Source organism: Mesorhizobium silamurunense, assembly GCF_014843905.1.
Lineage (GTDB): Bacteria > Pseudomonadota > Alphaproteobacteria > Rhizobiales > Rhizobiaceae > Mesorhizobium > Mesorhizobium silamurunense.
The window spans coordinates 98,703-123,425 of sequence record NZ_LPVS01000038.1; the positions used below are offsets into that span (position 1 = coordinate 98,703).

The 24,723-nt window shown below is 60.0% G+C and carries 17 protein-coding genes and 4 pseudogenes; 13 read left to right on the forward strand and 8 right to left on the reverse strand.

Going from position 1 to position 24,723, the window contains the following annotated elements:
- The first annotated feature begins 161 nt into the window (after window positions 1-161).
- The 3 genes from AU465_RS11000 to AU465_RS11010 are packed head-to-tail and all read left to right on the forward strand — an operon-like array spanning window position 162 to window position 4,058.
- The gene (locus tag AU465_RS11000) at window positions 162-653 is read left to right on the forward strand and encodes an MOSC domain-containing protein (RefSeq protein ID WP_192246901.1); all 492 of its coding nucleotides are present in this window, start codon (window positions 162-164) and stop codon (window positions 651-653) included.
- Window positions 654-658: 5 nt separating this feature from the next.
- Window positions 659-1,609: a PDR/VanB family oxidoreductase gene (locus AU465_RS11005; RefSeq protein ID WP_192246795.1), complete on the forward strand. Its 951-nt coding sequence runs from the start codon at window positions 659-661 to the stop codon at window positions 1,607-1,609.
- Between the two features lie 52 nt (window positions 1,610-1,661).
- Complete coding sequence (locus AU465_RS11010; RefSeq protein ID WP_192246797.1) at window positions 1,662-4,058, forward strand: transketolase; 2,397 nt, start codon at window positions 1,662-1,664, stop codon at window positions 4,056-4,058.
- A gap of 70 nt (window positions 4,059-4,128) precedes the next feature.
- On the opposite strand, the gene AU465_RS11015 is transcribed toward AU465_RS11010, so the two are convergent.
- Entirely contained in the window at window positions 4,129-4,746 is a 618-nt protein-coding gene (locus tag AU465_RS11015; protein ID WP_192246799.1) for a helix-turn-helix domain-containing protein, read from the reverse strand.
- A 145-nt stretch (window positions 4,747-4,891) separates the two neighbouring features.
- On the opposite strand from AU465_RS11015, the gene AU465_RS11020 reads away from it, so the two are divergent.
- From AU465_RS11020 to AU465_RS11035, 4 genes are all read left to right on the forward strand, one after another.
- Complete coding sequence (locus AU465_RS11020; RefSeq protein WP_192246801.1) at window positions 4,892-6,025, forward strand: trans-sulfuration enzyme family protein; 1,134 nt, start codon at window positions 4,892-4,894, stop codon at window positions 6,023-6,025.
- Window positions 6,026-6,146: 121 nt separating this feature from the next.
- Entirely contained in the window at window positions 6,147-6,845 is a 699-nt protein-coding gene (locus AU465_RS11025; RefSeq protein WP_312891236.1) for a B3/B4 domain-containing protein, read from the forward strand.
- A gap of 24 nt (window positions 6,846-6,869) precedes the next feature.
- Complete coding sequence (locus AU465_RS11030; RefSeq protein WP_192246805.1) at window positions 6,870-7,493, forward strand: FMN-binding negative transcriptional regulator; 624 nt, start codon at window positions 6,870-6,872, stop codon at window positions 7,491-7,493.
- 196 nt (window positions 7,494-7,689) lie between these two features.
- The gene (locus tag AU465_RS11035; RefSeq protein ID WP_312891237.1) at window positions 7,690-8,577 is read left to right on the forward strand and encodes a PhzF family protein; all 888 of its coding nucleotides are present in this window, start codon (window positions 7,690-7,692) and stop codon (window positions 8,575-8,577) included.
- 212 nt (window positions 8,578-8,789) lie between these two features.
- Here the strand turns inward: AU465_RS11035 and AU465_RS11040 are convergent, their stop codons facing one another.
- Window positions 8,790-9,473 carry a transposase gene (locus tag AU465_RS11040; protein ID WP_246505985.1) on the reverse strand — a complete coding sequence of 228 codons (684 nt, stop codon included), beginning with the start codon at window positions 9,471-9,473 and terminating at the stop codon, window positions 8,790-8,792.
- A gap of 315 nt (window positions 9,474-9,788) precedes the next feature.
- Between AU465_RS11040 and AU465_RS11045 the strand changes: the two genes are divergently transcribed.
- Window positions 9,789-10,043, forward strand: a complete 255-nt coding sequence (locus AU465_RS11045) for a hypothetical protein (RefSeq protein WP_192246807.1) — start codon at window positions 9,789-9,791, stop codon at window positions 10,041-10,043.
- A gap of 49 nt (window positions 10,044-10,092) precedes the next feature.
- On the opposite strand, the gene AU465_RS11050 is transcribed toward AU465_RS11045, so the two are convergent.
- Both AU465_RS11050 and AU465_RS11055 read right to left on the reverse strand, forming a co-directional pair.
- A complete protein-coding gene (locus tag AU465_RS11050) occupies window positions 10,093-11,445 on the reverse strand; it encodes a HipA domain-containing protein (RefSeq protein ID WP_192246809.1) in 1,353 nt (450 codons plus the stop codon).
- A gap of 3 nt (window positions 11,446-11,448) precedes the next feature.
- A complete protein-coding gene (locus AU465_RS11055) occupies window positions 11,449-12,222 on the reverse strand; it encodes a helix-turn-helix transcriptional regulator (protein ID WP_192246811.1) in 774 nt (257 codons plus the stop codon).
- Window positions 12,223-13,094: 872 nt separating this feature from the next.
- Here AU465_RS11055 and AU465_RS11060 point away from each other — a divergent pair.
- Window positions 13,095-13,842 (forward strand): annotated as a pseudogene (locus AU465_RS11060) (transposase); the annotation flags it as partial.
- Window positions 13,843-14,182: 340 nt separating this feature from the next.
- Window positions 14,183-16,696: a Ulp1 family isopeptidase gene (locus AU465_RS11065; protein ID WP_192246813.1), complete on the forward strand. Its 2,514-nt coding sequence runs from the start codon at window positions 14,183-14,185 to the stop codon at window positions 16,694-16,696.
- Window positions 16,697-17,813: 1,117 nt separating this feature from the next.
- On the opposite strand, the pseudogene AU465_RS11070 reads toward AU465_RS11065, so the two are convergent.
- A pseudogene (locus tag AU465_RS11070) lies at window positions 17,814-18,115 on the reverse strand (transposase); the annotation flags it as partial.
- 99 nt (window positions 18,116-18,214) lie between these two features.
- Between AU465_RS11070 and AU465_RS11075 the strand changes: the two are divergent.
- Window positions 18,215-18,805, forward strand: coding sequence for a hypothetical protein (locus tag AU465_RS11075; RefSeq protein ID WP_246505987.1), 591 nt, complete (start codon window positions 18,215-18,217; stop codon window positions 18,803-18,805).
- Between the two features lie 284 nt (window positions 18,806-19,089).
- Here AU465_RS11075 and AU465_RS11080 read toward each other — a convergent pair.
- Window positions 19,090-19,528 (reverse strand): annotated as a pseudogene (locus AU465_RS11080) (DDE-type integrase/transposase/recombinase); the annotation flags it as partial.
- Window positions 19,529-19,541: 13 nt separating this feature from the next.
- Entirely contained in the window at window positions 19,542-20,168 is a 627-nt protein-coding gene (locus AU465_RS11085) for a helix-turn-helix domain-containing protein (protein WP_192246815.1), read from the reverse strand.
- Between the two features lie 282 nt (window positions 20,169-20,450).
- Between AU465_RS11085 and AU465_RS11090 the strand changes: the two genes are divergently transcribed.
- Both AU465_RS11090 and AU465_RS11095 read left to right on the forward strand, forming a co-directional pair.
- A complete protein-coding gene (locus AU465_RS11090; protein ID WP_281396732.1) occupies window positions 20,451-21,389 on the forward strand; it encodes a LysR family transcriptional regulator in 939 nt (312 codons plus the stop codon).
- Between the two features lie 564 nt (window positions 21,390-21,953).
- A complete protein-coding gene (locus AU465_RS11095; protein WP_192246819.1) occupies window positions 21,954-23,120 on the forward strand; it encodes a sensor histidine kinase in 1,167 nt (388 codons plus the stop codon).
- Window positions 23,121-23,222: 102 nt separating this feature from the next.
- Here the strand turns inward: AU465_RS11095 and istA are convergent.
- Window positions 23,223-24,067 (reverse strand): annotated as a pseudogene (gene istA / locus AU465_RS11100) (IS21 family transposase); the annotation flags it as partial.
- Window positions 24,068-24,723 lie beyond the last annotated feature (656 nt).

Below are 24,723 nucleotides of genomic sequence, written 5' to 3' on the forward strand. Positions count from 1 at the left end.
TCTGTCAGTCAGGCCAGTTCCCGGGCAGAGATTTCGCCGGATCAGGCTGCGACCCTCCCCGGAGCGCGGAAGCAAACATGGCGAACGAACATATCGAGGTGAACCCTCAAATCCGGCTGGAAGCTGGAGGCCGCGACTGCGGTCATAGAGGGCAAAGAAGCATGACGTGGCAGGGAACGCTGCTTCACATCCACGTTGCACCTGCGGCGTCCTACGAGATGGAAGAGTTGACGGAGGCACAACTCGTTGCCGGGCGCGGCATTGTTGGGGACCGATACTATCTCGGAACGGGGACCTACTCTGCGAAACCCGACGTGCGCGAAGTGACGCTGATCGAGGTTGAAGTCCTGGAAGCCATTGCACAGGGCGAACCCAGGATTCCGGGTTTCAAGGCCATGCTCGCGCCCGAAGATCATCGGCGAAACCTGACCACGCGCGGCGTACCGTTGGGTCATCTGGTTGGTACGCGCTTTCGGATCGGGGAAACCGTCCTGCGGGCTGCGCGGATGAATTTTCCCTGCAAGTATATCGAGCAACTGCTCGGCATTCCCGGTCTCTACGAGGGGCTTCTGAACCGCTCTGGCCTGAACTGCGCGATCGAGGTTGGCGGCGTGATCCGCCCCGGTGATCCGATTCTACCAATTGACGGGTAATCGATATGGCCTCGCCCCGCATCATCATGAAACTGACCGTGACCGCCACCCGCAAAGAGTCAGGCGACGTCCTGGTCATCGACCTGAAGCACACGCGCAAACCTCTGCTTCCGCCCTTCGAACCGGGCTCTCACGTCGATGTTCATCTGCCTGATGGGAAAGTGCGCCAGTATTCGCTCTGCGGCGATCCGACAGATCTGAGCCGCTACACAATCGCGGTGAAGCGCGAAGAGGTTGGTCGCGGCGGCTCGGCGTGGATCCACGAGGCGGTGGCGGCCGGATGCATGCTCCCGGTTTCTGCGCCTCGCAATCATTTTCCGCTTGCCCAACGCGAAGGGCCAACCGTGCTGTTGGCGGGAGGCATCGGGATCACCCCGATCCTGGCAATGGCACGCGCCTTGGAGCGGCAGGGCAAGACGTGCGAGCTGCATTACTTCACCCGCAGCCGGGCACTCGCGCCTCTGTTGTCGGTCATCGAGCGGGAGCTCGACTGCAACACCGTGTGGCTGCATTTCGACGACGAACCGGAGACCAGGCAGGATCTTGAAACGTTGCTATCGACGCGTTCCTCCGACGCACAGCTCTATTATTGCGGTCCACCGGGCTTCATGGCGGCCGTGGACCGGGCGACCGCGCACTGGCCGGAAGGAACCGTGCATTTCGAGGCCTTTCAGCCGCCGGAACAGGACCGTGCACCACCCGAACCTTTCACGATCACCCTTCGCGACGGGACAGTGGTTCCTGTCGCGGCCGATACTTCGGCCCTCGCAGCGCTGCGCGCCGCTGGCGTGCTGCTCATGGCATCGTGCGAGAACGGGGTTTGCGGGACCTGCGAATGCAGAATTCTGGAAGGGCAGCCGATCCATCGGGATGCTGTCCTGTCCAAGGACGCTCGGACTCATCGGTTCATTCCATGCATATCGCGCGCAGCCGGCGTGCTGAGGCTAGATCTGTGAAGCCAGCCCTATCTGGAAACACCGGTGCGACGCATCAATTGCGGAGAATTGGATGACATCGAAAATTGTCTATTTGAACCAAATCGAGCGGTGTGTCTCCTGGCTTGCCGCCTGGACGGTACACAATGCCAACCACGTGCGGGAAGCCGACGAGATCAAGGTTGGTGGCCACCAAGCCTCCTCCGCCTCTCTCGGCACGATCATGACCGCGCTTTATTACGCTGCACTGCGTCCGCAGGACCGGGTGGCGGTCAAGCCCCATGCCGCCCCGATCTTCCATGCGATTCAGTATCTGTCCGGGAATCAGACACGCAAGAAACTCGAAAACTTCCGCGGCTATAAGGGCGCCCAGAGTTACCCCTCGCGGACCAAGGACGTGGACGATGTCGACTTCTCGACCGGCTCCGTGGGCCTGGGTGTCGCACAGACGCTCTTTTCCTCCCTCGTGCAGGACTATGTATCCGACCACGGTTGGATGAAGGGTCGGCCCGAGGGGCGCATGGTGAGCCTGATCGGCGACGCCGAGATGGACGAGGGCAACATCTACGAGGCCTTGATCGAGGGTTGGAAGCATGCGCTGCGGAACTGCTGGTGGATCGTGGACTACAACCGTCAGTCGCTCGACGCGGTCATCCGCGAAGGTCTCTGGCTGCGCTTCGAGCAGATATTCAAGAACTTCGGCTGGGACGTGGTGATCCTGCGCCATGGCTCTCTCCAGCAGGCCGCCTTTGCCGAACCGGGAGGGGAGAAGCTGCGCGATTGGATCGAGCGGTGCTCCAACCAGCTTTATTCGGCGCTCACCTTTCAGGGCGGTGCGGCCTGGCGGAAGCGGCTGCTCGACGAGATTGGCGATCAGGGGCCGGTCACCGAGCTAATCGAACGCCGTTCTGACGACGAGTTGCAGGCGCTCATGGTCAACCTGGGCGGCCACGACCTGCCGAGCCTTCTCCAGGCCTTCGAGGCGGCCTCGCAGCATGACCGACCGGTCTGTTTCATCTGTTACACGATCAAGGGTTATGGCTTGCCGCTGGCCGGCCACAAGGACAACCATGCCGGCCAGATGACGCCCACCCAGATGGAAGGCTTCCGCCAGCGGATGGGAGTCCGGCCCGGCAAGGAATGGGATAAATGGGCCGCGGCGACGTTGCCTCCGGCAGAACTAGAGGCCTTCATCGCCCAAGCGCCGTTCTTCAGCGAGGGCCGGCGCCGGCTTACCGCGCCCGGGATTCCGGTTCCCGAGGCTCTGCCCGCGCCGGCACAGGGGGGCAAGCAGGTCTCAACCCAAATGGGTTTCGGCCAGATCCTCAACGAGATTGCGCGCAGTGAAACGCCGCTCGCCGAGCGCATCGTCACGACTTCCCCGGACGTCACGGTGTCGACCAATCTCGGCCCTTGGGTCAATCGACGCGGACTCTTCGCCCGCGAAAGCATGGCCGATACCTTCAAGGCCGAGCGTATCCCTTCAACCTACACCTGGGAGTTCGGGCCCAAGGGGCAGCACCTCGAACTCGGCATCGCCGAATCCAATCTCATGATCATGCTCGGGGCGCTGGGGCTGTCGCATTCCGTGAATGGCGTGCGGTTGCTGCCGATCGGGACCGTGTATGATCCCTTCATCTATCGCGCGGCCGATCAGCTGAACTATGCCTGCTACCAGGATGCGCGCTTTCTGCTGGTCGCCACCCCCTCCGGCGTGACCCTCGCCCCCGAGGGAGGAGCGCACCAGTCGATCGGCACGCCGCTGATCGGCATAGCGCAGGACGGGCTTTGCGCCTTCGAGCCGGCCTTCGTGGATGAGCTCGCGGTGATCATGCGTTTCGCCTTCGACTACATGCAACGGAACGGCGAAGGCGATCCCGATGAAACGACATGGCTGCCTGATCAGACCGGCGGATCGGTCTATCTGCGCCTGTCCACACGGCCCTTGGAGCAGCCTCATCGGGACATAGGTGCGGAGCTGGCGCGCGACATCGTCAACGGTGCTTATTGGCTGCGCCCGCCCGGACCGAACGCCAGCGTTATCATCGCCTACCAGGGCGTCGTCGCGCCGGAAGCGATTGCCGCGACGGGTCTTCTTGCGGAAGACCGGCGCGATGTCGGGCTGTTGGCGATTACATCCGCTGATCGGCTCAATGCGGGCTGGCAGGCCGCGGAGCGTGCCCGGCAGCGCGGAACAGTCGCCGCGATGAGCCACATCGAGCGTCTGCTGGCGCCACTGTCGCGCGATTGCGGGATCGTCACCGTGATCGATGGTCACCCCGCGACTCTCGCCTGGATCGGTGGCGTGAACGGTCATCGCGTCAAGGCTCTGGGGGTCGAGCATTTTGGCCAGACGGGGACTATCGCAGACCTCTATCGTCACCACGGACTCGATGCGAATGCCATCGCGCACGCGGCGCAGGCGGTCAGTGCCGGACGCAGCATTCGCTATTTGAAGTCGCTCCCTTGAGCCGCCGCCGGATGTCTTGCGCGATTGCCACGATGGCGGTTGCGCAAGAGCCAGATCGATTCGAAGCCGATCACGACGGATGGATCATGTCTGTCTCCTCTCCGCGTTCGAGCACAGCCATTGAAAACGAAACGGGCTGATCGTCCGCTGCAGCATAGGAGTGCGGCTGATCGGTGACGAGCCGCGCGGCTTCGCCAGCCTGCAATGTCATAGTCTCAGAGCCGACGGTGATCTTGAGACTTCCTCGCGCGACCGAAAGAAGCTCACGGGTGCGCCGGCTGTGAGGGTCCGACCGATGAATGTCGCCGGGCACAATCGTCCAGGACCAGATCTCGAACATCGTCCGGCCTGACGTCGAGGCTTCCAATTTCGCCTCGCTTCCATGCGGTGTTTTCCAAAGTGTTGCAGGATTGGTGCGCTCTATCGGACCACCTGAGAGCTCCTCGGAGGAGGCGCCCAACAGATCGGTAACTGACAGAGAGAAGGCGATCGCCAGACGGCACAGCACCCCGATGCTCGGATTGGCCCTTCCCTGTTCGATGGCCACGACGGTGCCCTTCGACAGGCCGGAGAGCGCAGCAAGTCCATCCAGGCTCAAGTTCTGGGCTCGGCGCAGATGCTGCACCCTCAGTGATAGTGCGGTCCCAAGTTGTCTCTCCGTTGCCTCTGCCATTTCATCGTCGGTCATTATATTGACTTCCACTGACGGATCCCATACGGTCACTATAATGACCGGCGCGGACAGTTCAACCGGGCCGTCTCGAAACGCCAGGATCGATGTTCCTGGTCCTTCCAGCCATATTCCTTTTGAAATCAAGCTGAGGAAGCGCACCATGTACCTCGAGACCAAGGCGATTCACGCGGGCCGGAAGGTCGATCCGTCCACCGGGGCCATCACCCTTCCGTTCCACCCCAGCACGACCTTCGAGCGAAGCGCGGACGGCTCCTTCCCGTCCGGCTATGAATATATCCGGGATGACAACCCGACGCGGCACGCGTTCGAGACGGCGATGGCTGCGCTCGAAGGCGGCCAGGCCGCTGTCGCCTTTTCGTCCGGCATGGCCGCGATCACCGCGGTGTTCGAGGGGCATGCTAGCAAGGGCAATCGCATCGTCGTACCGGACGACATGTATTTCGGCATCCGGTCGCTGATCGATGAAACCGACATCGGGCACAGATTCGACTTCGTCGCCGTTGACATGCGCGACATGGACGCCTTGCGCGCGGCTGTCGGTGCCGCGCCCACCGGCCTCGTCTGGATCGAGACCCCCTCCAACCCGCTTATCCGTATCGTGGACATTCGGGCGACTTGTGACCTCGCGCACGAGGCCGGTGCGCTCGCGGTGGTGGACAATACCTGGGCGACGCCCGTCCTGCAGCGCCCGTTCGAGCTCGGGGCCGATGCTGTCGTGCATTCGGCAACGAAATACATCGGCGGCCATTCCGACCTGATGGCAGGGGTCGTCGTCCTGCCGGAGGCTTCGCCGCTGGAACGCCCCTTGCGCATGATTCAACGTCACAAGGGAAGCGTTGCGGCCCCCTTCGACTGCTGGCTGGCGCTGCGCGGGCTGCAGACCTTGCCGGTTCGTATGCGAGCCCATTGCGAGGGCGCTCAAAAGGTCGCCGAAGCGTTGCGAAAGCATTCCGCTGTCGAAGCCGTCCTCTTTCCCGGCCTACCGGGCGACCCGGGGCATGCGTTGGCCGGGCGGCAGATGTCGGGCTATGGCGCCATGCTTTCCTTCATCGTCGGCGGCGGTGCCGAGGCCGCCATTGCGGTTGCTGGCCGGCTCAAACTCGTGGTGCGGGCCACGAGCCTCGGGGGTACGCACTCGCTGATAGAACACCGGGCCTCCGTCGAAGGGCCGAAGTCAATGGCTCCGTCGGGACTCTTGCGACTCTCCATCGGGCTCGAGCATCCCCAGGACATCATCGACGATCTCGATCAGGCTTTGTCGGTGGTCGGATGACTCCGGCGGCTTTGTGCAGCAAGCACGATCGGACTCCCACAAGTCCGGGGCGTCCGCCTTACCCGCGATGGTGGATTGAATGAACCGTAACGCAGAGCCTTCCCGCAGAACGGAGCAGCCCGTGTCTTTGAAGCCCATGATCGCCCCCGAGATTTACGCCCGACACCCGAACTTTCATTTGCTGAGCATGGTCGTGCGAAGCGCGGAAGTCGACGTGCCGCAGGCCCCGGCGCTCGCTGACGCGATCGCGGCCGCGGAGCAGGCCGCGTTTGGCGACGATGCTCAACGGGATGCGCATCTTGCAGCCTGGGCCGAAGCCTACAGGTCCTTCGGTGCCAACGCTAATCGAACACCCTGCTCGGCTGCGGCGCTTCTCAAGCGGATTCGCAAGGACGGCTCATTGCCACGGATTTCGCCGCTGGTGGACGCCTACAACGCCGTCAGCGTGCTTTACGGCGTTCCGGTTGGGGGTGAGGACCTCGATCACTATCAGGGTCTTCCGAGACTTCTGATCGCTACGGGAGCGGAGCCGTTCAACACCGTCCAGCAGGGCGAACCGGTCACCGAGCATCCTGAGCCGGGCGAAGTCATCTGGTGCGATGACGCCGGAGTCACCTGCCGCCGCTGGAACTGGCGGCAGGGGCGGCGGACTATGGTGACGGCCGATTCGCGTTCCCTTTGGCTTGTGCTCGAGGCGCTCGAGCCCATGCCTTCGGAGCGGCTGAGGGCCGCTGGGGCGCAACTGACCGGAGTGATTGGGGCACTGTGCCCAAATGCCCAGATCGAAATCGCTGGGTTGAATACATCCACCCCTACTTAACCCGCGCAGTCGAGAAGAACTAACATGTACCGACCCCGTCGATCTGTAGAAGACCGCCCCGATGTGCTTCTGGCCGCGATCCGCGAGATCGGCTTCGCCACGATCGTGACGCCGACGCCTGCAGGCATCGAGGCCACGCATGTGCCGACCATCGCGCGGCAGGCTCCGGATGGACACCTGATCCTCGCGACCCACGTCGCGCGTGCCAACGCGCATTGGCGGGTACAAGAGGGGAGCGCCAGTCTCGCGATTTTTCAGGGCCCTCACACCTACATGTCGCCGCAGTGGTATCCGACCAAGCGCGAGACGGGAAAGGTCGTTCCCACATGGCTCTATATCGCCATACATGCGCACGGAAGCTTGACGGCGATTGAGGATAGGACTTGGTTGCGCCGCCAGGTTGAAGACCTGACCGACCGGCACGAGGCCACACGCACAGCGCTCTGGAGCGTGTCGGATGCGCCGCAAAAATATATCGAGAGCATGATGCGGGGCATTGTCGGTCTGGAATTTCGCGTCGAGCGCCTCGAGGGAGCATGGAAACTGAATGAGGAAGAGAACGCCGCCGACTTGGACGGCACACGCCGGGGGCTTGAGGCCGCCGGTCACGCCGGCGAGCTCTTGGCACGAGCCCTTGCCGAGCGGTGACGGTCGGTAGCGAAGTGCCCGTCGCGGTGGGACCCAGACCTGTAAGATCCAAGGAGGCGGAAGAGGCGGACAGCGCGTTGATCCGCATCGAGCGCAGCAAGAGGCGAAGGGCTACCGCGACCGCGACCTGCCGGAAGCCTAAATCAGCTTTCGGACCCTTTGCGGCCATTGACAACCGATACGATGGCACGACGCGATGGACCCACAGCTGCCATTGACCGCCTGGCAGATGAGCGTCCGCGAAATTAAAAGGTCGGCCGTTTTAAACGAGAGTGTCTCCATGCACATGTATCAGGTAGACGCCTTTACCGACCGGCTTTTTGCGGGGAACCCCGCTGCTGTTCTGGTGCTCGACGAGTGGCTGCCGGATGACCTGATGCTTGCGATCACCCAAGAGAACAATCTTGCCGAAACCGCTTTCGTCAAAGCGCGGTCGGATGGCGCGTGGGATTTGCGGTGGTTTGCTCCGGCGCATGAGGTCAATTTCTGTGGCCATGCCACCCTGGCGACCGCGCATGTGTTACTGACCGAGACCAACGCCGAAGCTCCGCTTGTCTTTCACACGCGCGTCGGCGAGCTGCGAGTTACACAAGGCCCGCATGGCTACCGACTGGACATTCCCCGTCTGCCCCCGGAGCCATTGGAGACGCTTCCCGCAGAAATCGCACGTGTTTTCGACAATCCACCCGTCGGCATCTTCCGAAACTTCGAGAACATCTTCGCCGATCTCGGCAGCGCGGATGCTGTGCGTAGCTTTGCCCCTGACCTTGCCTCGATTGCCCGCCTCGGGTCTGTGGGCCTTGTCGTGACGGGGCAGGAAGCCGACAACGGGCGAGCGCATTTCGTGTCCCGTTACTTTGCCCCCCGTGCGGGCATTCCCGAGGATCCAGTCACTGGTTCAATTCATGCCACCCTGGTTCCTTACTGGGTCGAGCGGCTGGGTCGCGAAAGGCTGATGGCCTATCAGGCCTCGGCGCGCGGCGGCTGGCTTGATTGCGAATTGACCGAAGATCGGGTCTTTCTGGTCGGCAATGCCGTGACATTCATGAAAGCCACGGTTTCCCTTCCCAATGGTGCTGTGTAGGCGGACGGCAGCAGAGTCCACTGGCAGCCGTACGAACTTCGCGCGTCGAGCTTCCGCTCGCCACCCGAAAACCCGAACTCGAACTGAGGTGCCATCCATCGTAGCAACCCAAACGGCAGAAACGAGGAACTCGTACGGCGACCGCGGCAACTGGGCCATCGGTTGCGAAGGCCAAGAGATCGCGGGTTGTTCCCGCATAAGGCTGGACTGCCTTACTGCAGCCCCAGCCTTCTCTTTAGCTCCGCGTTCTCCTTGCGCAGGCGTTCCGCAAGCAGATTCCTCAGCCGCTTGTTTTCGTCCTCGAGCGCGAGAAGATCCTTGAGATCGTCGCCCGCTTGCGCAGGTACGGCAGCCTTCTTCTTCCATTGATAATAGGTCTGCTCCGATGTGCCGGCCTGCTTTACGGCGCTTTTGAGAGTGGCGCCGCCACTGACCGACTTTTCGATCTGGCTGAGCTTTTGCGCACGCTGCTCATCGGAGTACACCTTCCGGCCGGGCCGAACTGGTTCTGACGCTTTAACTTCAATCGACGGTGCGGCGCCATTCTTACGGGCAGTTGCCCTAACTTCTGTCTTTGCTTTCCGCGGGCGCCGCGTTTTCTTCTTGTCGGCCGGCGTCACAGCGCCTTTCGTGGTGGCCTCTACTGCTTCAGTTTGCTCAGGATCTGCCATGCGACGCTCCGCCTTTTCTTTGTGAACTTGTTCAGCATTAAGGGCCACGAAATTGGAGTCAATAAGCTCCCGATTCGGCGCATTGATCTCCTCGAATTTCCTTGTTGTCTCGGCGAAAGCTGCTGAGAGATCGACACCCCCCAAATGGAATGATCGCTTTTTTGATGGCTGCGCTTCTGTCTGACTTCCACAATGAACGGTCGCGGCTGTCGCCTCATAATTCATTCCTTATTTATGCGAACTGCAAGGAAGCCCCTGCTGAATATGATTGGCCCTTCAGGTGCTTCCATTGCAGCGCGGAGCTTTACCGGAAGACGGCGAGTGTGAGCAAGGGGGTCTTGCCAGCCCGACAACTCTAGGCCGGGGCACGGGCCAGCCGCGACCGCCCTTCTGAATATCTTCTCGGATGGGCTGAAGAGGACCGTTCTCGGAACGGCGGGCGGCGCGAACACCGGGCAAGGCATCAACGTTGAAAGTCTATTTCCCGAGTTCATCCAATGGAACGCTGGTCTCGCCCGAGACGACTGGAAAGCGACGGATGTGACCTCGGAGGTTCAGGACTATGGCAGCGTCAATTGGAAGGGGCGTAGCCTGGACGGAATCGTCGTCAAAACGACCGTAAAAGTGGCGAGTGCCGAGCGCGGTGAGTACAAGGACGAGTGCTTCTTATTCGGCGCCGTGGTCGACTACGAATTCCAGATGATGCGCGACCCGTACGAATCAAAGTGCGACGCCGATACATCGGCTCAATGGGCGATCGGACACGAACTCAAAAGCCTTTGGGTGGCGTATTAAAACCCGGCATAGTGCCGCCTCCCCCAGGTCTCTATCGGTGGATTCGGCTTCAACTCATCAGCCATCCGCCGGCTCGGCCAATGAACTCGTCTCGGTCGCTCGCCGCATGGGGTATTTCCAACTGCAGCGCACCGAGTAGCGTGCGCATGTTGGTCGCGATCAAGTCCGCGAAGTGCTTCACCTGACGCTTTTCAAGATCATCGAGACAGGCCGCGAGTCCTAATGCAATCTCCGCCGGATATCGCTGATGCATGCGTTTGCGTGCCGCTGCACTTTCTATTCCGAGCATCAGGAGAAACGCATCGAGCTCTTCCGGGGTAATTTCATCGAGCGTTTCCGCCTCAGCGATCCTGTAAGCGAGCTCGTCCGTCAGAGTCTCATCCAGCCTGGTGGGCAAGATATCGTAACGCGGCGCAAAATGGATTCTGCCTCCAGGTTCATAGAGCAGGGCGAAGTTTTTTGCATGTCCATCGTTATTGCCGACCAGGAGATCGAATATCGTGGCCCTGATGAAGGTCTCCTTCGCCTGGGCTGGATCGACCGTCGCCTCGAGTATCCTGCGAATGCCCGAAGCGTCGAAGCGCCGGCCTACCTTGCCACGCCTTTCGTACTTCAGCGAAGCGGGCAAACCGAGGGCCTGCGCGAAATCCTCTTGGTGAAGACGCACGATCCTGTTCTCTCGATCTCTGCCTCGGTCGAAGCGGGTCACCAGTAGGGTCTCAATCCCGCCAAACGGCACTACTGAGACTTCGGCCGTGTCGAACCCTAGCGCCCCGGAAAGCCTCATCGCCTCGGCTTCATACCGGGCATCCTGCTGATGATCGCGGTCGGGCACCTTCAGGATATGTGTCGTCGGGGCCCCAGATCCCCGCTTCGGCTCGGCAAACCGACCGTTGGGAAGAACAGTGAGCGCTATCTTGCTTTGCATGCCTGCCAAAGGGGAGGGATCTTCGGTTCCGTCCGGCAGGCGTCTGCGCTGATGGAGCGCTTCGACGATCGCGATCATGCGATCCTGCGGGATCGGGACATAGTCGCTTTTGTAGTCGCCCGGGACCTTTGTCGGCGGCGATCCTGACGGAAGAACGGAAAGTGCTCCGGCACAGTCCTTTCCAAGGTGATATAGCACGCCAGCTATGTCATCGCGAGCGAGGCCTTCTCGCGCCATCACGTCGGTCAGCACGCCGTCGCGCTCCTGCAGAAGGTTGTCGAAGAATGCGCGGGTTATGACGTCATTGTAAGGTTCTTCGGCGAGCGGAAGGGAGAGCGACAAGGCGGCCGCATCTGATCTTCCAAGGTAGTCTGCCTTGTAGACGAAGGCGACCGAGCCGTTTTCGTCACGCACGAGGGCACCGATCGGATCGGCGAAACCGTCGAGCCTCACATCAAGGGCGAGCACCTCCATGTATCAGCGCTCCCGAGCAAGCAGCGATATGCCGGCTGCATGCGCGACCTTCAGGACCTTACCCAGTTCAAGTGTGGGTTTGCCGTTTTCCAATTCGGACAAGAACCTGCGCCCCACTCCAGCAAGGTCAGCAAAACTCTGCTGCGAGAGATGCCGGGCCTCGCGAGCGCGCCGGACTAGCCGCCCAATATCTGCGGCAGAGACGATCTCCAGCCCTAGCGCCTCCGTTCGGCTAGTGCTCGGTGAGGCCGCGCCGGCGCCCTCGTCCTCATCGTTGGTCTCGCTGCTGCGAAGCAGATAAGCGTCGGGGAGCGTTCTGGGCAAGGCGGCCGTGATGAGTTCCGAAATACCAGGAAGCTTCAGATTGACCCGCGGTATTGCGTCGGTCAGCTGTTTGGTCAGGTCCCCCTTACGTGAAAGTGCTTCGGCGGCCCCGGTCGCGTTCACTGGGCTCCTGATGGACTCACCATGACGCGATAAGTCTTGACTGACGGCTTTGAGCGCTTCGCTGGAAGCATTGATGTCTGCAATATGTTTCGTCAGGTCTTGGGTAGAAGGAATCTGGGAAAGCGCTTTAGCGATCTCTCCCGCGTTTAAAGAGTTTTTGAGCAAGTCATTTTGGCGCGACAGGGTCCGACCGGCGTTTCTGAAGGCCTCGCCAGACGCATTGATATCCGTGAGAAGCTTCGTCAGATCCTGGGCAGGACCTGCCTGCGCAAGCAGCTTTGCGATGTCTGTCGCGCTGCCAGCGCCTGTAGATACCGTTTTTTTGGCCATATTTTGCTCCCGATCGGGAACATAAGCTTACTTGTTCGGTTTTTCAAGGAGGATCGATCCCGGACGGTATCACCGGTGACCTTGATCCCGAACGGGTTCAGCTGCTCCTAGGTGCCAACTCCATCTGATAACGTTCGGGTGCAGAGAGATCCGTCATCCGAATGTCGGGCTGAGGCAACATTGGCGACATTCCCCACAATGCAGGATCGGTTTGCCTGGCTATTGGCGCCATTACATGATGATGGCCGAATAACATATTCAGTGCCATGGGTCTGAAATCGAAAGACGCTAGAGCGCGTCCGGGTTAATCTGGGTCACATCCTGCGGCCTTTAATAGTTCTCGCATCCGGCGGGTGTGAACTCGTCGAGAACCGGGCGGACGGCGGCGACGGGCTTTCGGCAACATATCGGTGCGCCGACGCTCAGCCTCCGGGCGAGGGCTTCATCGGATGCGTACGCTCAGCCGACAGTGCAAGACTTGCTGCCAAGGCTCGCGGGGTCCGGGGGCGCCTCGGTAGAGCTTCACCCTCGTCACCGACTCGGCCGATCGCAACCGCCGCCTCTATGCAGCAGTCAGCCGAAATGCCGAGGATCGATCTGGCGGCCAAGACATAGCGGGAGCGCCGACGTTACACCAGTGCCTGGGAGCCCCACCCACCATGTCCCGACGGCATGACTGGATATGAATTGAGCATGACGGCGGCGCGACCAATGGCGCTAGCATATTTGCTTGATGTGTTACCGGAGGTGGCATGAAAGAGGCAGCGCCCATTGGGAGACTGATCGCTGAGATGCAGATGATCTTGGGACAGTCACGCTTTGCGCCGTTTGGCTTACCTTTCCTGGGTTTGGAAGAACTCAAGGAAGGGAGCGTGGCTGCGTCTTATGATTATCACATTGGTTTCGATTACCGCAAAACCTACAGCCCCCTGGTGGTTCAGGACACTGCCGGAAAAACGCTGCGGTCGGGTCGGCTGAAGAACGATCGCCAGTCTCTGGGGTGGTCGTTCCTGGAACGATTCAAAGTGAACTGGCACGCGGTTGTGCAAGCCACGCGCAACTGGATGGTGATGTACGACTGGCTGGACGGCATCCGCGACGACCTCGTGCTGAGCATCCGTTGAAGGTGAAGGCGATCTTCGACGCCAGCCAGGCCGGACGCCGGCAACTCGCGGCCATCGACCGCATCCAGATCGACCGTGGGCTAGAGTTCATCGGCGACATTGACGGCCGGATCAGGCAGACGGAAGACACGATCCGGCTCATGACAAAGACCAACGGCAATGTGAAGCTGCTGAAGACCATCCTAGGCCTCGGTGAGTTCTTCGCGCGGCTGATCGACGCCGGGGTCGATGATGTCTCCCGCATCTGCAGTCCGAAGAAACTGGCCGCCTATGCCGGTCTTGTCCCTTCGACCTATTCCTCCGGCGGCAAGACGTACGACGGCAGGATCATCAACAAGTGGCTGCGCTGGGCCATTGTCAAGGCAGTTGCACCGGCCGTGGCCGCTGACCCGCAACTTCGGGCTCAGTATGAGCAACTGAAGTTCAGAGGAATCAACAAGGCGCGCGTTGCGATTGCGCGCAAGCTTTGACGATCGTCTTCCGGATCCTGCGCGACTAGCGCCGCTACGAGCGGCGCGCCGAGGACAGCGAGGAGGGTACATGGTCGATGATCTCGGTTGACTGACTGAGGTCTAGCGAGCCCGGCAAGTACGGGTTGCGCCCATAGAGGAGAACGCGGGAGCCGAACGCCACTATGTGACCGAAGCCGGAAGAAGAGCGGCATCAGGGTCACGGATTGGAGACTGGTTCTGCACCGTAGGGCAGAAAAGCCGGTCCTACGAAAGGAAGAGGTTTGGGCCGATCGGCGGAGATGCCGATCAAAATGCAACCGAACCCAAGGAAAAGCCGCGCAAAACATGCGGTCTGGCCCTTGAGTTCTTTCATTGGAGACCGCAATGGACAATTCAGGCTGGGGATGGCCCTACAATGCTCCCGAACAAAATGATCCCAACGCCGACGTATACTCTTGGGTCGCGAATTTGACAGGGATAGGAGGGACAACAGACGATTACATGCGCCATTACCGTGCGATGCAAGAGCAGCACCGGGCTAGGCAACAGTCGGACGATATGCCTGCCGTTGAGCAGCAGCTGAGCAACTTGCAACTCAATTCTGCTGATGAAAGCTCCGGTGAGTCTTCTGATGGAAGCTCCGGTGAGGCGAGTTCGCCCGATACTCGCCCCGCGCAGACGCCTGGAAGGATCCAGCGCACCGACTTCGGCGGTTCGATGCGGATGCCGCGGCAGTCCGACCTGCAGGACAACCAGTTCAGCAACGCTCGCCACAGCGTAGACACGTCGCACGCAGCCTCGAGCCGCTCGCGGTCCAGGCATTCGGCCGTCTCGTCGGAAGCCTATTCCTCCTCCCTGGAGGAGCCGGTAAACGCACCCCAGCCGAAAAAAAGATCGGGATGGAAATCGTTTCTGAAGACAGTGAAGAAGGCCATCGTTCCGACCAGCGGCAAGACGTCGTCGAAGGACTGGACACATCAGCCGGACGTTACTGCCAAGACGACATATCGCATCGATTATGCCAAGCGCAGCCACCCGCGCGCAGCGGACGAGAACCTCATTGCCGACTTCACGTCCATGGGGCGCGAGCTCACGCAAAGGCACCCCGGCGGCCCTTCCTTCCGCAGCATTGAACTGTACGCAATGCTTCTGCGCAAGTTCAGCGCATGGCTTCAAGATCAGGACGAGAGCCCGACGCTAGCCAGCCTGCTCGACGCCCCTGACGACCCTCACGATCCTCGTGGGTTAACTGCCCGTGCGGCAGCGTTTGCGAATGAGGTTGACCGAACAATCGATGCTGCATTGGCAGCACTCCAGCAGGTCCGCGCCGGGCTCGCGCCTGAACGTCACTTAGGACCCTATCACCGTAGCATCGATTGTTATCCCGACGACGCCCGCCTCATCGGAAGCTGGGCAAGCCAAGCCTTGGCCAATCTTCCGCCCGGGTCGAGTCAGCAGAGGAAAAACTGTCACGATAGGACTTTCGCCCTTCGCAAGTTTAGCGAATGGCTCAAAAGCACGGGAAAGGTGAGCATAGCAAGCCGACTTAAGAACGATTGGGACGGTTTGAATAAAGATCGTAAAGAATGTAGCAAAACTTCAGGACGTAAGTACATAAAGCTCCAATTGCTTCGGGAACACCTGGAAGTCGTTGAGGCGATCGCGGCGGGGAGTGTGGACTCCCCTGAGCAGCCGGCTTGGGATCAGGGACTTCCCGCAATGCCAGCCACCCCGAGCGAGGGTGCTTGGGATTGGTTGCGGGAGGAAATGCAAGAACCGCACCGCGGCCCGCAGGTCAGCTCTTGGCAGGGGCTTCCCGCAACGCCAGCCAGCCCGAGCGAGGGAGCTTGGGATTGGTTGAGGGAGCAAATGCAAGAATCCGCGCCCCCATCATCGGCACGGGCTCGCTCGTCAGACATCTATGGCGGTCTTGAGTCGCTGATTGGTTTGCCGTCCACACCGCACGAGCTGCGTGATGATGCTCGCTCGGCGCCGGCGTGGGACGGTGCGTCGTCGTCTGCCCGGCCCATGCGAGAGCCGGGTTTGCCCGACATCGGCTACGTCGTGGGCCAGGACTGGCGCCACGGGTCCAGACCCGCCACGGATTTGCTAATCGATCTCCTGGAGAACGCCAGGCTCGCGCCGACGCAGTACGTTCCAACGACACGGTTCTTGATCAACGGTGAGCTTTACACGGCCGAGCTGCAGTCGGACTGGAGTGTTTATCTCATCCATGACTCTGGAGGTGGGCAGGCGGATGCGCAGGCGTCCGGATCGGGTGCCTCGCTGACGCTCGGCGACACGCAATGGCTGGGCGACGAGCATATCCACAGGGATTACCAGCTCTTGCAGCAGGAGTTGCAGGAAAGCAATCCAGATCTCGCCGCCCGAACGCGGTTCGTGGATCCCCTCGTCGCCCACACTCTGCGCGAGGGCACAAACAGCGACGCAGGCCTCGACGCGGTCGTCCGGGGCGGGCGGCGCGGTAACGATACAGCCGACTTCCTGTTCCTGCCGGTGAACGATGCCAGTGCTACGGGTCACGGCGGCAGCCATTGGTCGCTGCTGCTCCTTGATCGCCGCAACCGGAAAAAGCCGGTCGCCTACCATTACGACTCCAGCAAGGGGCACAACTTCGAGAAAGCACTAAGGCTCGCACGAAAACTGAACGCTCGCCTAGTCTCGGTCGGAATGACCGAGCAGGATAACGGTTATGATTGCGGCGTCTTTGTGGTGGACGGCACGCGGGCGCTGGTTGGAGAATTGGCAAGAGAACAGCCTTTAGGGGACGAGCCGCTGTCCCTCGGCTATCTCGACGTCGTCGCTGATCGGGCGGGCCTCCAGGAGAGACTGCGAGGCGGGGCAGCTGGCCCTGCGCGAACTCGACGACGCCGCTGATCGAGCTGGCTGGGGCGGTCCTTGGACAATCGCCGCCCTCCAGGCTTGCTTGGTAATGCGCCCGTCTGCGCCTTCGGAGACTGGAACGATTCACAGCCCGAATGTCGAGGTCGACCTTGTCGTCATCGCGGCATCCCATCATCTGGCGGGTTTGTACAGACTGCAGACGATAATGCAGACCGATATCGAAGCGGCGTGGGCTGGAAGGCGTCCGGTTAGAAACCAGCGGTCTTGCCGTCGCGGCAATCCAGTGGTGCCCCCGCCAGCTATATTTCCGTCTCCGCTTTGGACGTCGACTCTTGCTAACGATGGCATCTGCGCGAATAAGCTCCCTCTCTACTAGTGCCGAAGTCAAGGATTGGAGGATTCGAGGTGACTAGAACATTAGCAAGAACGACTAGGCCCAGGTCGAATAGAGGGAGGAAGCTATGGTGCGCCGGGTGGTAGGCTACCGGCAGGTTTCTGGGGGCCGAAGCAACGGCCGTGCCTAGTGACCTCTCTGTGAGTGTTGCTTGCACGCATTAGGCATCTCTGATGGTTCGAGGAGAAACTGCTTCCGTCCGGGCTACTCCGCGTTGGGCATGGCAATCGCGGCTGCTAACCGGTTCTTGGGAAACGTCGCCAGTCGAGACAGAGTGACTGAATAAGAACCGAGCATGATCGGGGAGCGACTAGCGAAACATAGTACTTCCTTCGTTTGCTACCCTGAGTCCGCAATGGAAACGCCGGTCGAACCTGACCCTACAATCATTCGGAATGAACTAGGAAGCCTATTGGGTCGCGGGTTGCAGCCACCCATTCGAAGCTTGAACAGATTTGAAAGTGCGACGAGAGCAAGGAGCACACCGCCGAAGAGTCCCGTTCACTCGGCCCGCGGCCAGAGCACCAGAAGCAGTGACCTCGCTGCGCGCTCAATCCATTATTTTGTACATACCCCCCGAGTCCACAAGGAGAGGCAAGTGTTCTTTGATTTCCATTTGATTACCGGAGTCATGGTCGGCTTCGAGATAATAGACCATCTCGATTGCACTCTCGTTGTTGTGGACTTGGGTATCCTTCGTGTGATGATTACCACGACTTGATGATGTCTCCGTGGCATGCTTGGTGCCGAATGCAACAGGCTCTTGTCCAGCCGCTTGTTGATGGCCGAGATCGATGAGGCCGAAAAGGCATGACCGCACAGTTCCTCGGTGATCGCCTTCACCTTGCGGGTCGACACACCCTGCAATACATCTCGGCCAGCGTCGCCACCAAAGCCCGTTCCGACCGCTGGTAGCGCTCGAGCAGCTCAGTGGAGAAGCGCCCCGAGCGGTCCTGCGGAACCCGCAGCTCAAGTTTGCCGACATACCTGACAAGGGTGCGGCCATAGTAACCCGAGCGATAGCCGAGCCGCTCCGGCGTCCGCTCGCCTTGACCTGCCAATGAAGTTTCATCCAGTGGCGATTAGAGCCTCGGCCGTTTTTGCTCCGATACCATTCTCTGGACCGCCGGAAGGTAGAGTTTCCCGGCTTTCTCACGATGGGGGGCTGGCTTGAGGCTGCCCGCTACGCTGCCGACCGGGCCTTCCGGCTATATGACGCGGCCGATCCCGAGAATCGGCTGGTCGCAGCGGAATTGGAAGCGCGCTGGAACCAGGCACTCATCCGTGTCGGTGAGATCGAGAGGAAGATCGCCGCGCATGATTCCGCGACGCCGAGGCCATTATCTGTGTTGGCAACGAGCATCACGGCGCTGGCCACAGACCTTCAGGCTGTCTGGTCGGCGCCAACGACGGACGCCAAGCTCAAGAAGCGCATCGTGCGCACCGTCATTCAGGAGGTGGTCGCCGATATCGACGATAAAGCCTCCGAGATCGAGCTGCTGATCCATTGGATTGGCGGCGCCCATACCGAGCTGCGCCTGCCGAAGCGCCGGCGCGGACAGCGCAACAGTACCTCTGGCGATATCATCGCAGCCATCCGGCAACTGGTGCTGATCGCCAGCGATGATCGCCGGCATTCTCAACCGCAACGGCCTGATAACCGGGCATGGCAATCGCTGGGCACGGGAGCGGGTCACCGCACACAGATCGCATCACAAGATCCCGGTCTTCCGGCCGGCACCGGATGAGAACGAGCCGTGGCTCAACCTGAACAAGGCCGCGCGCCTCCTCGGCGTTGCACCGAAGACCCTTAGTCCAGACTCGCCTCCGACGCAGGCGAGATCGAAGGCATTCATCCTCTACCGGATGGGCCGTGGATCTTCAGCCGATCAGAACTTGGAAATCCGCGAGCCCAGCAGATTGTTCATGCGCGCGACGGAACTCGAAATACCCTGCGGGATCGCGCCCCGATCAGCAAAACCTATCCCGTTCAACGGCATAGACAGATGGGTGTTATGAAAACAGGATTCTAGTATCTGCGCCAATCCTCCAACTTTTCGGCGGCGTCGGCAAAGAGTCAGGAACCAGTGGGCGTTCAGGCACTCCGCCCTGAAGCGGCCGTTGAAGGCCTGGATGTAGGCGTTGTCGGTGGGCTTTCCCGGCCTGCTGAAGTCGAGCGTCACGCCTTTCGAGTAGGCCCATAGGTCGAGGTCGCGGGAGACGAATTCGGAGCCTTGGTCGACGCGGGATCGTCTTCGGATAGCCGATCTTCGGACAGACCTGTTCCAGTGCCCTGACTACATCCTCCGCCCCATACCTGAAACGCGGGTCGAGCACAGCATAGCGGGAGAACGTGTCGACGACCGTCAGCACACGGATCTTCTTGCCCGTCGCGAGCTGACCTGGACGAAGTCCATCGCCCAGACGTCGTTCGGGCCGACGGCTTTCTCCCGGCCTTCCCGCAGCTTCGCCGCTGTCCATGTCTTAAATCCCGTCGGGCAATCGGCCGCGCCTAAGTAGCTTGGCGCGAGCCTGCTTGTAGTATTTTTCAACAGTGGCGGGATCGACTCCGATCCGTTCACCGATCTGTTCGTAAACTTCCTTTCGCTTCATTCCGCGCTCACGGCGGCGCATGCAATCTAGGATTTCCTGCTCCCGGCCCGTAAGCCCCGAATAGTGAAAGTCGGCTGCGAACTGATCTGTTGGCGAAATCCGAACGGAAAATCCACTTTGTGAAATATCCTGCAGCACCTCAGCCAAAAGTCCGCGCATCAGGCCGGTCTTGCCCACATATCCAGCTACACCAAACCGACGACAGTGATTAGCTTCGGCGACCGAGTCTGATCCAGTGATAACCAGGTGTGTCGCTGAAGGGGATGCATCAACGACCTGCTCGATAACTGAAAGCCTGTCGAACTGAGAGATTGGATTTACGCCCGGCAAGCCAGGGTCAATGAGAACGAGGTTAAAGTCCTGGGACCTCATTAGAGTCTTAGCTATGTCTAATGTGGGGGCGCCAAGAAGAACGCTTTCGGCGAGGCAGTTCTTAAGTTCCTGGATCAGCGCCAGGCGCATAAGGTCCTGATCTTCAATCACTAAAATCTGTTGCATGCGGTCCAATTATGACTGAGGCCCTAACCCGCATAACCGCATATGGAAAATATGGTCGAGAAAGGCAACCTCAAATAGGGACGGCGGCCCCCCTTTCCCAGGAAACGCACGGCGTCCATGGTAGCCGGCAAACCCACAACGCGAGCTGTGGAAAACTTACGCGAACGTGATCGAGGAATAGAGACCATGAACGAGCTCTCTTGCAGTCGAAATGCCTCACAAAATGGGGGGCGGCCAGCAGCTCTGATAACCTGCGACCACTATGTTGAACCGCGACCAGAGATGAATCTGGCGTCGATCGATCTGAACCTGCTGGTAGCGTTGGAAGCCCTCCTAGAATGCCGCAACATCACGCATGCGGGTCACTGTATCGGCAAGAGTCAACCAGCAATGAGCCGGGCGTTGTCAACGCTGCGTGGGATATTCAATGATGATCTCTTGGTTCGAGCCTCAAGGGGCTTCGTCCTTACGTCGCAAGGCGAACGCTTGGCCCAAATGCTCCCGTCAGCGTTGAACACGATTCGGAATATGGTGAACTCCACCACGAGGGAGCGGCGGTCCAAAGCAACGGTGGCTATGCCCGATCACCAAACGCTGGTTTTGCTGCCACCGCTCATGCAGCGCGCGCCTGACCTTGAGATCGTCTCCCATTCGCTGTTTAAAGGTACCCTGCGAGCACTTGAGGAAGGCGATATCGATCTGGCCGTTGGGCAGATCGTCTCCGCTCCGCCCGGCTATTTGCGGCGCAGCCTCTATACTGACCACTTCGCTTGCTTGCTGCGCCACGACCACCCGGCACTAGCGCGCGAGTGGACAATGGAGAGCTTTTTGGCCCTGCGTCACGCCGCCGTCAGCTCAGACCCCGGTAGCCAAGTCGGGCAAATTTACGACGAGCTGCCAGAGTTGGGACTCCCGGATCGCAGGATGAGGTTTTCAAATGTGCTAACAGCCGCGATGGTGGCTGCGACTTCCGATTTAGCCCTGGTTGTCCCGCGCCGGGCGGCGATGCGATTTTGCGCCATGCTACCGCTCACGGCGGTCGACCTACCGATGAAAATGAAACCTTACGAGGTCGTGCTGATCTGGCACGGGCGTTGGCATCGCGACCTGGAGCATAAATGGCTGCGCGGTGAGATCGTCGCAGCGCTGACTGCAGGATCAGGCGCACACAAGCATGAGGGACTGCAGCAGAATGATGGGGTTGCAGCTTACCCAGTCTGAAACAGAGGTCATCCTCGCGCAGACGGCATGAACCGGGATCGGAAGCTCGCGTCGAGCTCCGACAAGGACCAGCGTGTTTTTCAGAAGTCTGATTCGCTCCGGGGGCTGGATGCAAATGCGCTGAACCAACAATGACAAATCGTCTCGCGATCCCTTGTCGAAGACATGCTCGCCGGCGGGCCGGGCAACACAGTGTAACAGAATCGATGGTTCCGGCCCTTAGACGCGCACGAATGAGCCGACATCCATGCTTCCGAATTGGCACCGACCGACAGGCCTGATGATGATCATCAGTACGATTTGCAGAGCTCATCAGGGTTCGACCAATGAGCATAAAGGGACCCGATTGAATTTTTCCGTAATTCTTTTGGAATCGCTGCTGTCCTCATATGCGCTTGCACGCTGCTCAATTTTGGCCCGGTTCGCGACCGTGCAGCCGGTGCCATGATGCTAAAGCGGTCCTTCAACTCCACCACCGGCCTCTATTTAGCGCTGGCGATGGCACTCTCACTAGGGTGCTGGTCGTTTGTTCTATCCGAACACTACCGACAAGAGACTGAACGATTGCTCGGTCAGACCTTTGAAATTCTGTACATATCGGAAGAAGCCCGGATGGGCATCGTGCGGATTGCCGGCTGGCTTCGTCTGGCCAGCGAGACCAGAGAACTCGATCCGGCGTTCGGCCGCCAAGTCACATCGATCATCGACAACATCGACAAAATATTGACGCTCGAACAGTTAAGCCAAAAGGAGATCAATCTTCTGCTCAGGGCCCGGAAAGTCATAAAGGCGCAGGTTATGGCACTCGCGCTGATCGGCAGAAACTACGATGCGGCGGTCCGGCACACCGACGAAATTGAGCAAATTCTGTCTGAAATCGCTCATTTAGCAGTCGCTCACCGCCTCGATGTCAAAGAGAAAGGAAAGATCGCGATCGCTGCTACGCGTAATCGCTTCGTTTTCGCACTAGCGCTCGTTTTGGTTGCTGTCGGCTTTATAATAATTGCGCAACGTGTCGAATTTTCCAGACGCCGCGACGAATACATTCGATCTTTTTCGTTGCTGCATGCCCATATGACCCGATCACGAATTGTTGCGCTTCGGCTGTTTCATGACTATTTTGGAAAACAGCCTTCACCGTCGCCCGGAATGCTTAAGGCTGCACAAGATGCGGTGAAGGAACTCGAAGGTATCACTAACGGGCTCATGCGGATCGCCAATTCCGAGCGAGACCTTCGCACCGAGCCGCTCGGCAAACTTCTTCAAGAGCCTCGCGGTGCACTGGACACCCACATTCGATTAGAAATCCACGACAACGCGAAATATTTGCAAGTTCCCGGGACCCAAGTTCGCTTGATTGTCGAAGAGCTTGTAAATAACGCTATGACGGCTGTTCGAGGAAAACAAAACAGACAGGTCACGATCGGAGCGCGCCTTCTCAATCGACGCTTCTTGTTCGCGCGCAGGCTTCTCATTGAAATTTCGGATAACGGTCGTGGTATGACCTCGGATATTCTGGACAAAGCCGCAACGCCGTTCTTTTCGACGCGAGGTGGTTCGCACGTGGGGCTTGGTTTGACAGGTTGCATCGAAATGGTGAGTGCGATGCGCGGCAGCGTCAAAATTACTTCGACGCCCGGCATTGGGACTGTTGTCCGTATCGTGTTGCCGGTGAACCCGGCAGGATGGCAGTCTGATGATCGAGTACCCTCACCATTATTGCCCGGTTGAACCCACGCTCCCCCGACTGCAGGGCCTGACGAAGGTCCCAAAAAGAACGGGCGTCGAGCGACTTCCCAAGCGCTATAGCGCCATCACCGAAATCCTGGGGCGGTGGGCCTTGGCCCAGGCGACGCATTTGTCGAGCAGCCAGGCGTTCAGCTCCTCGTATCTTTTGAAGCGCAGCCACGGGGTGAAGAAGCGCTCGCGCACCAGGCCGACCTGGTTCTCGACCTGCCCCTTCTCTCAGCCCGACGCCGGCGTGCAGGCGACGGGCTGGACCAGATAGTGGCTGCACATCTGCAGGAAGCGGCGATTGTACTGACGGTCCTTACCGACGAAGACCGTCTCCACCGCCGTCTTCATGTTGTCGTAGATGCCGCGCGTGCAGGCCCCGCCGAAGAAGGCGAAGGCCCGGTCATGAGCATCGAACACCATCTCCTGCGTCTCGCGCGGATAGGCCCTGACGAACATCATGCCGCTGTGGCAGAGCCTGATGTGGGCGACCTTCACGGTCACCGTCACGCTGTTGATCAGGACGATCTCGTGGCTCCAGTCGAACTGGTAGGCCTCGCCCGGCGCGAAGAACAGCGGCACATAGGCCTCAGCCATTGCTGCACCCCGTGCCCGCTGCCGGTCTTGGCATGCCGTCGGACCGCGTCGTAGCTACCCTCATAGCCGAGAGCGCAAAGCTCCTCGTAGATGCGGATCATCGTCAGGCGCTCGCGCTGCGGCTTTGCCAGGTTGCCGTCGAGCAGCGCATCGAGCTGCGCCTGCCAGGGGCCGATCCTCGGCTTCGGCTGATGTTCGCGCTCGTAGGAGAAGGAGGTCTCGTTCGATCGCAGTATCCTGCGCACCGTGTTGCGCGACACATGCAGCTCGCGGCTGATCCGCTTCAGAGACCATCCTTCAACATGGAAAGCGCGCCGGACCCGAGCGATCGTATCCACTGACTTCATCCCCTCTCCATCCGCTCATCAAAACAAGCGGATGGTCGCAGATCGACAGAACGAGGGGGGTCAATTTTGGACGCCGATCCTCCCGTCTAGGGGGTCAATTTTGCATGCCGATTCACATCGAAGACCTACGCTCCTCGCTGGCGATGCTCCACAAAACCGAGGGCTCGATGGCTCGGGTTGGGATAGGATTCGAGGTTGTCCGAGCCTCACGGAGGGCCGGGCGGATGATGCGAAGAACAACACAAGCTGGAGTTTTGAAGAACGCCTCGATACATGCAGAGCCGGCTCGGGTATCCTTCGCCTCCGCTGACATTAGTCGCAGGAGCGCTCAATTTCGGGAACTCTATTCGGCATTCACACGCGACAAAATGGCATTCGGCGGGCTTGTCGTGAGGACGCGCTGGATGGGGTGGCGATGGGCCGGCTCCTCAAAGGAGGCGAACCGGAAAGAAGCGAATGTTTGTCATGCCCAATTTGCGCGTCTTGACACCGGTTTGCCTTCGGCGGTCGGGGCGAAGGGGGCCAACGTGATAGCCATTTCCGGTCCCCTGCCCTGAGGATAATTGGCCGGGTCTGTCGCGAAGGACGAAGCGCTGGTCGCGGGTTTTGTCTTGGCGAAGGTGGCTTGCCAGTCAGGCGGGCGGCCGCTCCACTCC

What these genes read in the sequence shown, in the direction of transcription:
- AU465_RS11000 (WP_192246901.1), top strand. Translation starts at nt 162, where the DNA reads ATGACGTGGCAGGGAACGCTGCTTCACATCCACGTTGCACCTGCGGCG.
- AU465_RS11005 (WP_192246795.1), top strand. Translation starts at nt 659, where the DNA reads ATGGCCTCGCCCCGCATCATCATGAAACTGACCGTGACCGCCACCCGC.
- AU465_RS11010 (WP_192246797.1), top strand. Translation starts at nt 1,662, where the DNA reads ATGACATCGAAAATTGTCTATTTGAACCAAATCGAGCGGTGTGTCTCC.
- AU465_RS11015 (WP_192246799.1), bottom strand. Translation starts at nt 4,746, where the DNA reads ATGACCGACGATGAAATGGCAGAGGCAACGGAGAGACAACTTGGGACC.
- AU465_RS11020 (WP_192246801.1), top strand. Translation starts at nt 4,892, where the DNA reads ATGTACCTCGAGACCAAGGCGATTCACGCGGGCCGGAAGGTCGATCCG.
- AU465_RS11030 (WP_192246805.1), top strand. Translation starts at nt 6,870, where the DNA reads ATGTACCGACCCCGTCGATCTGTAGAAGACCGCCCCGATGTGCTTCTG.
- AU465_RS11035 (WP_312891237.1), top strand. Translation starts at nt 7,690, where the DNA reads ATGGACCCACAGCTGCCATTGACCGCCTGGCAGATGAGCGTCCGCGAA.
- AU465_RS11040 (WP_246505985.1), bottom strand. Translation starts at nt 9,473, where the DNA reads ATGAATTATGAGGCGACAGCCGCGACCGTTCATTGTGGAAGTCAGACA.
- AU465_RS11050 (WP_192246809.1), bottom strand. Translation starts at nt 11,445, where the DNA reads ATGGAGGTGCTCGCCCTTGATGTGAGGCTCGACGGTTTCGCCGATCCG.
- AU465_RS11055 (WP_192246811.1), bottom strand. Translation starts at nt 12,222, where the DNA reads ATGGCCAAAAAAACGGTATCTACAGGCGCTGGCAGCGCGACAGACATC.
- AU465_RS11065 (WP_192246813.1), top strand. Translation starts at nt 14,183, where the DNA reads ATGGACAATTCAGGCTGGGGATGGCCCTACAATGCTCCCGAACAAAAT.
- AU465_RS11075 (WP_246505987.1), top strand. Translation starts at nt 18,215, where the DNA reads ATGGGGGGCTGGCTTGAGGCTGCCCGCTACGCTGCCGACCGGGCCTTC.
- AU465_RS11085 (WP_192246815.1), bottom strand. Translation starts at nt 20,168, where the DNA reads ATGCAACAGATTTTAGTGATTGAAGATCAGGACCTTATGCGCCTGGCG.
- AU465_RS11090 (WP_281396732.1), top strand. Translation starts at nt 20,451, where the DNA reads ATGAATCTGGCGTCGATCGATCTGAACCTGCTGGTAGCGTTGGAAGCC.